16 protein-coding genes are annotated in these 12,942 nt (G+C 70.0%); 6 read left to right on the top strand and 10 right to left on the bottom strand.

The annotated features are described in order from the left end of the window. Positions 1–716 precede the first annotated feature (716 nt). Both VGR06_RS25020 and VGR06_RS25015 read right to left on the bottom strand, forming a co-directional pair. Complete coding sequence (locus VGR06_RS25020; RefSeq protein ID WP_327561558.1) at positions 717–1,292, bottom strand: permease prefix domain 1-containing protein; 576 nt, start codon at positions 1,290–1,292, stop codon at positions 717–719. Then, positions 1,274–1,618: a PadR family transcriptional regulator gene (locus tag VGR06_RS25015; RefSeq protein ID WP_327561557.1), complete on the bottom strand. Its 345-nt coding sequence runs from the start codon at positions 1,616–1,618 to the stop codon at positions 1,274–1,276. Before VGR06_RS25015 ends, VGR06_RS25020 begins: the two co-directional genes overlap by 19 nt. Positions 1,619–1,674: 56 nt before the next feature. Here VGR06_RS25015 and VGR06_RS25010 point away from each other — a divergent pair, with 56 nt between their 5' ends. Genes VGR06_RS25010 through VGR06_RS25000 form a run of 3 tightly spaced genes read left to right on the top strand, consistent with a single transcriptional unit; the run spans position 1,675 to position 3,586 of the window. Then, positions 1,675–2,664 carry an ATP-binding cassette domain-containing protein gene (locus VGR06_RS25010; RefSeq protein WP_327561556.1) on the top strand — a complete coding sequence of 330 codons (990 nt, stop codon included), beginning with the start codon at positions 1,675–1,677 and terminating at the stop codon, positions 2,662–2,664. Beyond that, positions 2,661–3,452, top strand: a complete 792-nt coding sequence (locus VGR06_RS25005) for an ABC transporter permease (protein ID WP_327561555.1) — start codon at positions 2,661–2,663, stop codon at positions 3,450–3,452. The genes VGR06_RS25010 and VGR06_RS25005 overlap by 4 nt, the downstream gene beginning before the upstream one ends. Before the next feature lie 2 nt (positions 3,453–3,454). Continuing rightward, positions 3,455–3,586: a hypothetical protein gene (locus VGR06_RS25000; protein WP_327561554.1), complete on the top strand. Its 132-nt coding sequence runs from the start codon at positions 3,455–3,457 to the stop codon at positions 3,584–3,586. Between the two features lie 43 nt (positions 3,587–3,629). Here the strand turns inward: VGR06_RS25000 and VGR06_RS24995 are convergent, their stop codons facing one another. Beyond that, complete coding sequence (locus tag VGR06_RS24995) at positions 3,630–4,985, bottom strand: NAD(P)-binding domain-containing protein (RefSeq protein WP_327561553.1); 1,356 nt, start codon at positions 4,983–4,985, stop codon at positions 3,630–3,632. Positions 4,986–5,140: 155 nt separating this feature from the next. Beyond that, positions 5,141–5,368 (bottom strand): hypothetical protein, encoded by a 228-nt coding sequence (locus VGR06_RS24990; RefSeq protein ID WP_327561552.1) that lies wholly within the window; start codon positions 5,366–5,368, stop codon positions 5,141–5,143. Positions 5,369–5,465: 97 nt separating this feature from the next. Here VGR06_RS24990 and VGR06_RS24985 point away from each other — a divergent pair, with 97 nt between their 5' ends. Next, entirely contained in the window at positions 5,466–5,828 is a 363-nt protein-coding gene (locus tag VGR06_RS24985; RefSeq protein WP_327561551.1) for a metalloregulator ArsR/SmtB family transcription factor, read from the top strand. 237 nt (positions 5,829–6,065) lie between these two features. Beyond that, a complete protein-coding gene (locus VGR06_RS24980; RefSeq protein ID WP_327561550.1) occupies positions 6,066–6,770 on the top strand; it encodes an MIP/aquaporin family protein in 705 nt (234 codons plus the stop codon). Between the two features lie 5 nt (positions 6,771–6,775). Here VGR06_RS24980 and VGR06_RS24975 read toward each other — a convergent pair whose 3' ends face one another. The 3 genes from VGR06_RS24975 to VGR06_RS24965 form a co-directional block, all read right to left on the bottom strand. Continuing rightward, positions 6,776–7,429 carry an arsenate reductase ArsC gene (locus VGR06_RS24975; RefSeq protein WP_327561549.1) on the bottom strand — a complete coding sequence of 218 codons (654 nt, stop codon included), beginning with the start codon at positions 7,427–7,429 and terminating at the stop codon, positions 6,776–6,778. Continuing rightward, complete coding sequence (locus tag VGR06_RS24970; protein WP_327561548.1) at positions 7,426–8,115, bottom strand: helix-turn-helix domain-containing protein; 690 nt, start codon at positions 8,113–8,115, stop codon at positions 7,426–7,428. Before VGR06_RS24970 ends, VGR06_RS24975 begins: the two co-directional genes overlap by 4 nt. 110 nt (positions 8,116–8,225) lie before the next feature. Next, on the bottom strand, positions 8,226–8,573 hold the full coding sequence (locus VGR06_RS24965) for a hypothetical protein (protein ID WP_327561547.1): 348 nt from the start codon (positions 8,571–8,573) through the stop codon (positions 8,226–8,228). A 1,048-nt stretch (positions 8,574–9,621) separates the two neighbouring features. Here VGR06_RS24965 and VGR06_RS24960 point away from each other — a divergent pair. Continuing rightward, positions 9,622–10,029: a CPCC family cysteine-rich protein gene (locus VGR06_RS24960; RefSeq protein WP_327561546.1), complete on the top strand. Its 408-nt coding sequence runs from the start codon at positions 9,622–9,624 to the stop codon at positions 10,027–10,029. A 422-nt stretch (positions 10,030–10,451) separates the two neighbouring features. On the opposite strand, the gene VGR06_RS24955 is transcribed toward VGR06_RS24960, so the two are convergent. The 3 genes from VGR06_RS24955 to VGR06_RS24945 all read right to left on the bottom strand — a co-directional run bounded on the left by VGR06_RS24955 (position 10,452) and on the right by VGR06_RS24945 (position 12,764). Continuing rightward, on the bottom strand, positions 10,452–11,687 hold the full coding sequence (locus tag VGR06_RS24955; protein WP_327561545.1) for a glycosyltransferase: 1,236 nt from the start codon (positions 11,685–11,687) through the stop codon (positions 10,452–10,454). Positions 11,688–11,772: 85 nt separating this feature from the next. Next, positions 11,773–12,345, bottom strand: a complete 573-nt coding sequence (locus VGR06_RS24950) for a hypothetical protein (RefSeq protein ID WP_327561544.1) — start codon at positions 12,343–12,345, stop codon at positions 11,773–11,775. A 266-nt stretch (positions 12,346–12,611) separates the two neighbouring features. After that, on the bottom strand, positions 12,612–12,764 hold the full coding sequence (locus VGR06_RS24945) for a hypothetical protein (protein WP_327561543.1): 153 nt from the start codon (positions 12,762–12,764) through the stop codon (positions 12,612–12,614). Positions 12,765–12,942: the final 178 nt, after the last annotated feature.

Below are 12,942 nucleotides of genomic sequence, written 5' to 3'. Positions count from 1 at the left end.
GGATGGATCTGCTCTGATGTGTCGACCAGAGACGTCATCGCAGATCATCGCGCTCGGGTCCAGTTAGTCAAACTCCCCCGGTGAACGGGAACGGTTCATCCAGCTCACCGGGCCGCCAAGAGCGTCAACCGGACCCTGGAGGCCAAGGCCGGGGCGCTGGCCGGACTCACGGGCTACGTCACCCCGGCCGATCCAACATCGCGGCCGGAGACCACACCCTCACGGCCGCCCTCTCCCCGACGACCTACGCCACGCCCTGAACAGATCCACGGCCCGGAAGGTGCGCGCTAATTTGAGCCAAGTCGGGTTGGATACCCACCGCGTCGCGTATCTTCACGGCGAGAGTTGTGTGTAGGAGTTGGTATTCGGGGGGCCCGTACAATTCTTGTGCTTGCTGGATCGTCTGGGCTGCGACTTCTGCGATTTCGTGCCGGTCCCAACCATCACCGATTCCTCGGACGAGGTAATTGAGGATGTCGAGGACTGCTCGCCGCAGGCACACTCTTCCTGATCGGCCCCTAGATCCGATCCCCACGACCGACCAACCGTCCATATGAGACAGACCGATACAGCCCAGGCTGGCTCGGTGAGGTCCAGGGCCTGGAGGTCAGCCGGAACGCAGCCTGGACCGGCTGCGCGAACGACAGCACGGCAACGTGACCAATCCGGGCATCCCGACAATCAGGGAGGGCGGATTCCAGTCAGAAAATTGGTGGTTACCGAGCCAACAGGCGCGGGAATGTACGGGCGGTGAGGCCGATGCGGGCGAGGCTGGCAGGGATGGCCAGGGCCATGGGCCAGACCAGGGTGGGCGCGGCGAGAAGGACCGCGGCGAGTACGGCCGTGTCGAGTAGGACCAGTCCGATCGCTCCAGGGGCGGCCAGTTGGGTGCGGGAGTAGGAGTGGCGGCTGGTAGCGGCGGTGACCAGGGCGGCGACGACGGCGAGCAGGGCGAGCCCGAAGGCGAGGGCGACGGGTGTGGGGATGGGCCAGGTCCAGGCGTGGCCGAGGATCAGCGAGGGACCCCAGCAGGCGGCGAAGCCTGGGCCGGTGGCCAGCAGGGCGAGCGCGGTGCGCCGGCCGGGGGCCTGCCGGGTGAACGCGGTGATGATCTGGTCGGGGTGGCCGAACTCGGCGATGGCCGCGCGGGCGGCGGCGGTCGGGTCGAAGCCGCGGGCCAGGTGCCGTGCGTAGGTCTCGGTCAGCCCGTCGGCAAGCTCATCGACCGCGCGGGCGGGCAGCCGGCGGGCAAGCGCGGCCAGGTGCGCGTCGATCAGGGTGTGGCCGGCCACGGCGTGGGCTCCAGGAGTGCGGTGACGGCGGCGGCGAACTGGCGCCAGTTGCCACGTTCGCTGGCCAGGTGCCGCTGGCCTTTGGTGGTGAGGCGGTAGCTGCGGCGGCGCCGGCCATCCACAGTGGACCAGGTGCCGGTGATCAGTCCGGCGCGTTCCAGGCGGTGCAACGCGGGGTAGATGGTGCCGGTGGGTAGGTCGAACCGGCCGCCGCTGCCGTCGCGGAGGGTTTCCTTGATCGCGTAGCCGTGCCGCGGTCCATCCCGCAGCGTGGCGAGCAGGAGCACGTCGAGGTGTCCTTTGAGGGCTTGCGCCTCGGCCTTCATAGGTAGGTATCCTACCCTCAGTGCATAGGTAGTAATCCTAGCTATCGGAGGTGCCCGTGGGCGCGCAGCCGGCGATCGTGGCCGAGGGTCTGGTGAAGCGGTTCGGCGCGGTGACCGCGCTGGCCGGGGTGGACCTGGAGGTGCCGGCCGGGTCGGTGGTCGGCCTGCTGGGCCCGAACGGCGCGGGCAAGACCACGGCGGTGCGCATCCTGACCACGCTGCTGCGCCCCGATGCCGGGCGAGCCTGGGTGGCCGGGCTGGACGTGGTGGCGCAGGCGGCCGCGGTGCGGCGGGTGGTCGGGTTGTCCGGCCAGTACGCCGCGGTGGACGGCTACCTGACCGGTCGAGAGAACCTGCGGATGATCGGCCGGCTGGCCGGGCTGGGCATCGCGGCCGCGCGGCGGCGGGCCGGTGAGCTGCTGGAGCTGTTCGAGCTGGCCGACGCGGCCGATCGGGTCGCGCGCACCTACTCGGGTGGCATGCGCCGCCGGTTGGATGTCGCGGCCAGCCTGGTCGCCGCGCCGCAGGTGCTGTTCCTCGACGAGCCCACCACCGGGCTGGACCCCCGCGGCCGGCTGGGGTTGTGGCAACTGTTGTGCGAGTTGACCGCGCGGGGCACCAGTCTGCTGCTGACCACGCAGTATCTGGAGGAGGCCGACCGGCTCGCCGACCACATCGTGGTCATGGACGCCGGACGGGTCATCGCCACCGGCACCGCCGCCGAGCTCAAGACCCGCGTCGGCGGGGAACGCCTGGAACTGCAGGCGCCGCCGGGCGCGGACCCGGCGCCGCTGGCCGCCGCTGTGCACGGCCTCGGCGCCGGCCCACCCGTGATGGACGCCGCGACGGGTCGGGTGGTCCTGCCGGTCGCCGACGGGCCGGCGATCCTGCCGGAGGTGGTCGCGCGGCTGGCCGGTGCGGACGTGCGGATCGCGGATCTGGCGCTGCGCCGCCCGACCCTGGACGACGTGTTCCTCACCCTCACCGGCCAACCCAGCACCGCATCGTCCACTGTCGACACCGAACTGGCGGGAAGGACGGCATGACCACGACAACAACCGCGCACCCGGGTGCGCTGGTGGCCAACATCGCCACGATCACCGGCCGCAACCTGCACCGGCTGGTCCGGGTCCCGACGCTGATCGCGTTCGCCACCGTGCAGCCGGTCATGTTCGTGCTGCTGTTCACCTACACCTGGGGCGGCGCGGTCCACCCGCCCGGCGTCGACACCTACATCGACTACGTGCTGCCCGGAATCTTCGTGCTGGCCATCGCGTTCGGCGCCTCGCAGACCGGCGTCGCCATCGCCGACGACCTGGCCACCGGAATGATCGACCGGTTCCGCGCCCTACCCATGGCCCGCTCCGCCGTGCTGGCCGGCCGCACCGCCGCCGACGCCATCCGCAACCTGTTCGTCCTCGCCCTCATGATCGGGGTCGGCACGCTGATCGGGTTCCGCTTCCACGCCGGCGCCGCCGCCGCCCTCGCCGCGGTCGGCCTCGCCCTGGCCATCGGGGTGGCGTTCTCGTGGATCTTCGCCCTGCTCGGCCTGCTGGTTCGCGACCCGGAGTCGGCCGGGATCGGCGGGCTGCTCGCGGCCATCCCGCTGATCTTCACCAGCTCCACCTTCGTTCCCGTCTCCACCATGCCCGGCTGGCTGCAGGCCTTCGCCAAACTCAACCCGATCACCGTCACCGTCGACGCCCTGCGCGCGCTGTGCCTGGGCGGACCCACCGCCACCCCCGTCTGGCAGGCCCTCGCCTGGATCACCGGCCTGCTCACCGTCACCATCCCGACCGCGGTGCTGCGCTACCGGCGCACCACCGCCACCTGACCATGAGCACCGCGGTGGATGTGCTGATGGCCGGGCCGGCCGGCCCGGCCCCGGCCGCCGAACTCGCCGCGTTCGGCACCCGCTTCCGGATCACCGCTACCAGGTGCACGGTCTCACCTCGACCGTCGCCGTAGCGCAGCCGGCGGGTCACGCTGTCGGCGCCCGGGTCCTGCTCCGCTACCCGCAGCAGGCGCTGGTGGTGTCCAGCAGGGGGGTGGCGAGGAGTCCGCCGCTGATCCCGGTGGCCAGACCGTGCCCGGGCCTGGCTGGGGTGAGGTTGGTGGAGCAGACCCCGGTTTCCGGGAGTTCGAGTTGGACGTCGCGGGCGGCGGCCCAGTCGCCGGCGAGGGCGGCCACGACCGAGCGGGCCTGTTCGTAGCCGGTGGCGAGCAGGAAGGTCGGTGCGCGGCCGTAGCTTTTGACGCCGATGGCGTGGTAGCCGGGTTCGGGGTGGGCCAGCTCGTCGACGCCGTGGGGTGGGACGGTGCCGCAGGAGTGGATGTTGGGGTCGATCAGCGGGGCGAGGGCACGGGTGGCGCCGAGGATCGGGTCGAGGTCGAGGCGGAGTTCGGCGGCGATGGTGTGGTCCGGGCGGAAGCCGGTGGCGTTGACCACCAGGTCGGCGCCGAGCTTCTGCTCGACGCCGGCGGGGTCCTGGCTGACCAGGTCGACACCATCGGGTCGCGGGTGGACGGTGTGGGTGAAGAACCCGGTGATGAGCTGGATCCGGCCGGCCCGTACCAGTTCCCGGACCCGGGTGCCGATGGCGCCGCGGGCGGGGAGCGCGTCGGCCGCTCCCCCGCCGTAGGCGCGGTTGGCGTCGCCGGCGCGGATCGCCCACGTGACGGTGGTCCGCGGCGCGGTGTGGGCGAGGGCGGCCAGGGCGAGCAGCGTGGTCGTGGCCGAGTGCCCGGCGCCGAGAACGACCGTGTGCCGGTTGACGAACCGGTCCCGGTCGGCGCCGAGCACATCGGGCAGCGCACTGATGATCAGCTCGGTGGCGCCGGTCTCGCCGTGCGCGGGCAAACCGGTGGCGCCCAGCGTGTTCGGGGTCAGCCAGGTGCCGGAGGCGTCGATCACCGCGCGGGCGGTCAGCTCCGAGACCGTGCCGTCCTCGGCGCGCACCCGCAGGACGAACGGGGCGTGCTCGCGGCCGTGGGAGCGGACCCGGTCGTAGCCGAGCCGGCTGATCGCCTCGACCCGGGCACCGACCCGCAGTGCGGGGGCGATGGCGGGATGCGCGGCGAGTGGCTCGAGGTAGCCGGTGACCAGCTCGGCGCCGGTGGGTAGGTACCGGGGGTCGGGTTCGGTCCAGCCGGTGGTGCGCAGCAGATCGCGGGCGGCGCGGTCGATGTTGTGCCGCCACGGGCTGAACAGTCGCACGTGGCCCCACTGCGCGATGGCGGCGCCGGCCTGGTCACCCGCTTCGAGGACGACGAACGGGATGGCGCGTTCGGCCAGGTGAGCCGCGGCGGCCAGGCCGACCGGGCCGGCGCCGATCACCGCGACCGGCAGCTCCTGGGTGTTGTTCATGATGACGGATTCCTCGTTTCTGCCAATGTGTTGAGGTGGTGGACGGTCACCACGACCAGGCGGGTCGCGCCGACCAGGGCTGCCGAGTCCGGTGTCTTGGCCGGCTGCGACCGGGCCCGGAGCCGGGATCCGCCGTGGTGCCGATGGTGCGCTGCTCATCCGCAGCACCCGGCACCTGCTTCGACGGCGTCGGCCTTGGCAGCCGGGTCACAGCAGGCACCGGCCGCGGCGGCAGCCTCGGCGCTGCCGCAGCAGGTGATCGCCGCCGGGACGAGGCCGGTCACGGTGGTCGTCGGGGCGCCGGCGCAGCAGCGGCCCGCCGCGGGCGGAGTGAACGCCTCGGCCGGGTCGCCAACGAACCCTCCGGTGGTTCCTGTGCTCATGATCGTCTCCCCTGGGTGCGAACCCTGTCTAGATGGATGTCTAAATAGCGTCGGCACCCACCTTGCACTCTGATTCGATGAATGTCAAGATAGACGCATGTCGAATCAGTCAGTGGCCGTGGACACGGTGGCGGGTGGGTGTTGCGCGCCGCTGGTGGCCGCCCCGCTGGAGCCGGAGCAGGCCGTTGATCTGGCCAAGGCGTTCAAGGCGCTGGCCGATCCGGTGCGGCTCCGGCTGCTGTCGTTGATCACCTCGGCCGATGGGGAGAGCTGCGTGTGCGATCTCACCGCGGCGTTCGACCTGACCGGTCCGACGATCTCGCACCACCTCAAGGTGTTGCGCGAGGCCGGGCTGGTGAACTCGGAACGCCGGGGCACCTGGGTGTACTACTGGCCGCGGCCGGAGAACCTGCGCCCGCTGGCCGCCCTGCTCGATAGTCCGGACCGGGTTCGAGTGTGATGCCTTCGGCACCGACAACGGGAGCTCTTCGTGCGACCTCCCCAAATGGACGGTGCGCAAATGCCGGATGAAATGTGGACGACACGCGTGATGTCATGAAGGGACCCTTGCTGTCATTGAGCGTCCTGAAGGAGTCCTTCAGGGCACCTGGCCGTCCTGGTGGGCGCAGGGACCGATTTCCGTATGCCATGCTGTCGCGCACATCGACCCTCGTCATAGTCCCCAAGGAGCGTGCGGGTGACCATCGCGGCCAAATCCAGGATCAGCGCGCCGGTGCTGCTGCGTCCGCTGATCGCCGAGGCGTTGGGTACCGGGTTGCTGGTGGCGACCGTGGTGGGGTCGGGGGTGATGGCCCAGAACCTGGCACCGGGGCAGGTGCTGCTTCAGTTGCTGTGCAACGCGTTGGCCACGGTGGCGGTGCTCGGGCTGCTGATCGCGTTGTTCGCGTCGGTGTCCGGGGCGCACTTCAACCCCGCGGTCACCCTCGCGGCCGCGGTGACGGGTGCCTGCCGGTGGCCCACGGCTGCGGGCTATCTGGTCGCGCAGTTCGTGGGTGGCTGCCTGGGGACGGTGCTGGCGCACGCGATGTTCGGCCAGACGCTGGTGCAGTGGACGGGGCAGACCCGGGGCGGGGCGGGCCAGTTGCTCGGCGAGGTGGTCGCCACGGCCGGGTTGTTGCTGGTGATCACGTTGCTGGTCAGGGACCGGCGGGCTCATCTGGTGCCGGTTGCCGTGCCCGCGTGGATCTTCGCCGGGTACTTCTTCACCTCGTCCACCTCGTTCGCCAACCCCGCGGTCACCGTGGGCCGGGCGTTGACCGGGAGCTTCGCCGGGATCGCGCCGGCCTCGGTGCCCGCGTTCGTGCTCGCCCAGCTCGCCGGCGCGGCGGTCGGAGTGGGCGTGGCGCACCTGGTGCGCGGCTGGTCCACCGAGTCCCAGTAGGACGGTCAGTCGTGGGCGGGCACACCGAGTTCGTCGAGCAGGTGGCGGACGCGGCGTTCGATCTCGTCGCGGATCGGGCGGACGGCCTCGACGTCGAGACCGGCGGGGTCCTCGAGCACCCAGTCCTCGTAGCGGCGGCCGGGGAAGACCGGGCAGGCGTCGCCACACCCCATGGTGATCACCACGTCGGCGGCTTGGACGATCTCGTCGGTCCACGGCTTCGGGTATTCACCGGAGATGTTGATGTCGCGCTCGGCCATTGCGGCGATCGCGGCGGGGTTGATCTCGTTTTCGGGTTCGGAGCCGCCGGACCAGGCCACGGCCGCGTCGCCGGCGAAGTGGGTGAAGAAGCCGAGGGCCATCTGGGAGCGGCCGGCGTTGTGGGTGCACAGGAACAGCACGATGGGCCGGCCGTCATGGGCAAGTCCCTCCACTTTGGCCAGTGCGCGCAGGCGCTGCCGGGCGAAGCGTTCGGCGAGCAGGGGCAGGAAGTTGGGTACCGAGGCGCGGCTGGCGAACTGGTCGTAGGAGGAGTGCAGGAACCGTTCGATGGTCTCGACGCCGAAGATGCCGTCGAACTCGCGGCCCAGGTTGGTGGCCGCGGTGCGGAGGGCGAGTTGCTGGTCGATGGTCAGGTCGTGGTGCGTGGTTTCGGTCATGAGGCCTCCTTGGGTTGGTGAACGGCGGGGGCGAAGCGGCTGATGCGGTGGGTGAGGTCGGCCATGGCTTCGTCGAAGGCGTCCTCGGCGCCGGATCGGGCCGGGTCGGCGACCGACCAGTGCAGCCGGCGGACGTCCGCGCCAAGTTCCTCGTAGGCGTTGTCGCACACGACAATGACCAGATCATCTGCTTGGAGTACGTCATCAAGTTGGCGCGGGATCATCGCGCGCAGCGGCAGCTTGTGCCGGCGGGCCGCGGCGACCGCACCCTGGTGGACGCGCGGTGCCGGGTGGGTTCCGGCCGAGGCGCTGGGAACCCGGCTGTGCCGGCGCCACAATGCCGCCGCGAGCTGCGAGCGGGCCGAGTTCTCCGTGCACACGAACACAACCCGGGCCGCATGCCGGGCGACGACGGGCGCCAGGGCGTCCAGCACCGCCGGCACCACGCTCAGGTAGACCCGGCGGCGATCGCCCTCGGAACGGGATCGCCGGATCACCCCGGCTCGTTCCAGCACGCCCAGGTGGTGCGCCATGAGGTTGGACGGCATGGACAGCAACGCCTGCAACTCCGATGGCGACGCATCGCCGACCAGCAACGAGTCCACAATGGCCAGCCGAGCCGGATCCGCCAGCGCGGCGTGCACCGCTGCCCGCCGGCCAAGGCTCTCATTTAGCTCATTGTTCATTGACTCAATATTCGCTGATGAACTTGACGCCTGTCAACTGTCGGGCGCCGTCGGCGAGATCGCGCAGGTCGGCACCGAGGTCGGCGGGCCGGGCGAGCGCGGCGTGGTCGTCAGGGTGCTCGGCGAGGAGGAGATGGCGACCGCGGAACAGTTCGGGTCGCTCGGCCGGCAGGGGTGCGGGCGCGGTCGGCGACGAGGTGCAGCGCCACGTGGTCGGTCACCGTGCGCCGGGTCGGTTCCAGGCCGTCGCGCAGGTGTGCGGCGATGTCGCCGGGCGCGGCGCCGAGGTGGTGGATGCGGTCGACGCTCCAGCCGTCGACGAGTTCTCGCAGGGTCGTTTCGGGATGCTCATCGTCGGGTGCCGTGCCGGACGGGATGACCAGGTCGTGGCACACGTCGGCGAGCAGGTCGCCGGCGAGCGCGCGGGTGCGCGCGGTTCGTGGAGGTATGCCGGCCAACGGCCTCCGCACGTGGGTGCGAGGGGGAACAGATCGTCGTCGACGACCTCTCCGGTCCCGAGATCACCCGGATCCTCGACGAGCACATCCGGGAGATGCTGTCCGGCACTCCCCCGGAGAGCAAGCACGCACTCGATCTGGACGCGCTCCGCAAGCCCGACATCATGTTCTGGTCGGTCATGGACGGCGAGGCCCTGGCAGGCCAGAGGCATGGGATTCACCCGGCTCAGCCTCGAAACCGGCGCCGCCGAGTTCTACCTGCCCGCCCGCAAACTGTACGAGAAGTTCGGGTTCAACCACTGCCCCGCCGTTCGCGAACTACCAGCCCGACCAGAACGGCGTGTTCATGACGAGAGCTCTCTGAACCGGTCTGATCACAACGGCCGGCCGGCACATCGGGTCGGGGGCGAATGGCGTCCGACTTGACCACAGAAGTGACGGCCGAACGGCCGCTGACGTTCACCCGGCCGGTGACCAAGAGCATTCGTTTGCTTACCAGGCGTGTACCGTTCACCACGATGCAATCTGGTGGGGTGGTCATGGCGTCAATCCCTGCGGCGGTAAGCCGCATTCAACGCATGAACTCACGTGCCGGGAGAACATTATGTCGCTGGCCACCCAAGGCCATCGACCAGCAGGCAGTCGCGCCCGGCAGCGACCAGGCATGACTGCGGTCTGTGGCATGATTCAGGACGTGACGACCCTCAGAAAGGGCCATGGCGCGTAGACCGCCAGCCTCTGTCCGCGCGAGCCTGCACGTCCGGCCGCGCCCGCATCGGAAATTCTCAACCATCCCAAGGCTCCCACGCTGGGCACTGGCCGACATTCACCGCGTTGCGGCGACGCATCTCCGGCCCGCCGACATCGGCGCCGCGCTCCGGGAGTTGCAGCGGTATGCCCGCATCGCCGACCAATACCAAGCGCACTGGACCGTGGGCGGTCCCTGCTGCGAGCCCCGGACACGCGAGACACTGGACCTTGCGCTCCAAGCACTCCCACCACGAAGCCGCGCCGCCCTGCGCGCGCTCATCTGCCCTCTTGACTACCGATGCTGACCCCCGACAAGGACCGCCGCCGACGGCGCCGGACCAGCCTCAAGCACCGGCAGACCAGCATCGCGACCATGTTCGGCGAGCGGTTCGTCAACGTCTCCCGGCCGGCAGGCAACGGCCCCTATGCCTGCCCCTGCTGCGGCTACCTCACCCTCGACGCCCGGGGCGGGCACGAGATCTGCCCGGTCTGCTTCTGGGAAGACGACGGCCAAGACGACCACGACGCCACGGCGGGCCGAGGCGGGCCGAACAAGGATCTCAGCCTCACCCAGGCACGGGCCAACTTCGCCGCGTTCGGGGCCTCGGCCGCACGGCGACTCGGCCATGTCCGCCCTCCACACGACGGTGAGCATCCACTCGACCAAGCACCCACCGGCGCTCAAGAGGCACCGTCCACAACATGAGGCGAGGCTCCACCCGTCCACCGACACGCCGATCCGGCCAGCTGTCCAAGGAATCGTCAATCACTGTCAGTGACAGCCTTTCCCGTTACTGACGGAGATCCCGCTCAAGATCATTTCGGTTGAGCTTGTTGCGCTGCCCAAATGCCCGCCATCAAACCGAAAATGCTGCCCCGGCTCAACGAGATCGAGGAAGACCTGCTGGCCCGCCGCGCACGCGCCGAGAACGAGGCCTCGCTGCGTGAGGTCGAGGGCATCGACCTCACGCTCCAATTCCTGCGCATGCCTCGCGGCATTTCAGGATGTTGGCCTGCCCGGCCGCGCGCCAGCCCGCTGCCCCGTGGTCGAGCCGCCCAACGGGGAGTGCCCGGCTCTACCAGTTGGATCTTGAACTTGTGCGGCGCGGTTCGACGATTCCGTGTGGTTCACACGGCTACGGACGGCCTTTCCGGGCTGGCGGCGTCAAGGAGCAGTTTCGCGGCCACCGTCGCCCCGTCGGCTCGGACCGTGCCGGCCACGGCCCTGGCTCGCGCGCGGGTCTCGGGGGCCAGGGCCGTGGTGAGCGCGTCGGACAGGGAGTCGACGGTCGGCGTCGGGCCGCCGTGTGCCACACCGATGCCCAGCTCGGCCACTCGGCCGGCCCAGTACGGCTGGTCCGCGATCTGGGGCACGATCACCTGGGGCGCGCCGGCCCGGGCGGCCGTCGTGGTGGTGCCCGCGCCGCCGTGGTGCACGACGGCGGCCACCCTGGCGAACAGTGCCTGCTGGTTGACCTCGCCGACGACGAAGCAGTCATCGGCGTCGTCGACCGGGGTCAGACCGGCCCAGCCGCGGGCGAGGAGCACGCGGCGGCCGTGCGCGCGGCTCGCTTCGATGGCCACCCGGGCGATGTCCTTCAGGGCGTAAGAGGCCATGCTGCCGAAGCCCACGTACACCGGTGGCGCGCCGGCGTCCAGGAACGCCTCCAGCCCTTCCGGGAGCGGACGGTCGTCGGGCAGGAACCACGCCCCGGTCTGCACGACGTCGAGGTCCGTCATGCCCTGCGACGGACACAGAATCGGGTCCGCGGCCAGCCACGGCGCCTCGGTGAGGACGTGATCGCGGACGTTGTCCACCGGTGGCAGGCCGATCGCCGCCCGGTGGCTGTTGAGCGCCGCGCCGTACAACGCGTTCACCCGCTGGGCGTCCTGCTCCCACAGCACCCGGTTGTCGGTCTCGTCCTGCGGGGACGGCGTGCCCGGCCGCCTCCCCGGAGGGAAATGCCGCGACGGCAGCCCGAGCAGGTGGAAGCACGCGAGCACGTAGCGGATGCCCAGCTTCTCGGCCACGTCCCGCGCGCCGGCCGGCATCAGGCCGGTCGCCACCAGCGCGTCACATCCCTCGGCCGCCGCGCCGAGCGTGTCGAACCGCGCGGCGACCAGCTCGGGAGCGAGCCGGAACGCGTCTTGCGCCGTCGGCGGCTTCGGGTTGGCGACGACCGAGTGCACCGACGGGCCGAGCGGCACCAGCGGCACGCCGGCACGCGCCAGCAGCCTCGCGAAATCCTCGTCCGGCGGCGCGCACACCCGCGCCTCCGCGCCGAGTTCCCGCAACGCCACCGCGAGTCCCGCCAGCGGTTCGACGTCCCCGCGCGATCCCCACGTCGTCAACAACACACGCACTGTGAATCTCCATTTCCCCAGGTCCTGGCTTCAGGTCGGCAATTCTGCGGCATGACCCGGGTCTTGCCGCAAGCCCCCCAGTGCGCTATATGTTGAAGTGGGAGGAGCGGGTCTCCTCGCTTTCGCCATTGCGGCCGCGACCACGGAACCACTTGCGCGCACGAAAACGCAGATGCCCACTACTCCGGATTGACCCAGCCCAAGTGCCGCGACTGGAAAGTATCCACACCTGCTCCTGATCGAACCAGGGCAAGGTCCACATCCGATCCGTCGCAGGCTCAGGGAGGGATTGTCGGACTGCACGAGGCAGATCAGGCGCCTGCCGAGCAAGGCTGCCGGCCATACCCGCTCGGCCACCACCTCGAGCAACGTATGGGCGTAATGCCGAGCCCACGTCACCAAACATGCGGGAGGTGATCAGCCAGGAGGCGTCCACCGTCACGACCCCGTAGTCATGCTGCCGCAGCCACTCGACGGCGGTGTTCAGGAGCGTACGACTGTGTATCAGCCGCACCGGACCGCGGATCATCAGCCGGTAGCTGTGCTGCATCGCAGCAAACACCGCGACACGCCGAGTGTCATGCTCCGCGAAGATCCAAGTGTCCCCCCGGGTCGGCACGCTGCTTTCGAACTTGACACAGACCTGCTCGAAGATCATTTCGGTCAAGCCTGTATCCGGTGTCCCAGCCGGCGGCTGGATCTCGCGGCACGCCCGCGGCTGGCAGCGATCATCGAGAATCTGAACGACCGGGTCCAGGAAGCACGGATGAATGGCTGGCCCGGTGAGGTACAGGGTTTGCAAAGCAGCCTGGACAAGGCGATCCAGAAACTCGTTCAGCTCGACCGGGCACGCGAGCGACAGCCGTCCGCCCGGTAAAGCTCGGAATTCCAGTCATCGTCGACGCAGGCCCGTGAACCGGTGGCTCAGTGCGCCGCGATTGACGCGCAGGTGTCATCGAGCACCGCGAACAGGTCTTTGACAACGTCCTGGGCCGCGCCGATGAGTTCGGCGACCTGTTCGCCGAGCTCATCGACACCAGGGTTGCGCTTCACGGCTAGGCCCTCGTAGGCCTGCACCCTCAGTCAGCGGTCGATGGCGGCCATGGTCGTCTCGTTGTGGCGCTCGCCGGCGGGCAGAGTGAGGTTGTTGAGCCGTTCGAACTGTTCAGCGCTCAGCTCGATGCCGTCGGCGGCGGTGTTCTCCTCGACGCGGGAGACCCGCTTGGTGCCGGGGATCGGGGCAATGTGGTCGCCC

The organism is Actinophytocola sp., assembly GCF_036002505.1.
Classification (GTDB): domain Bacteria; phylum Actinomycetota; class Actinomycetes; order Mycobacteriales; family Pseudonocardiaceae; genus DASYTH01.
The sequence above is the reverse complement of the archived record's forward strand: the minus strand, read 5'-3'. Positions and strand labels throughout refer to the sequence as shown.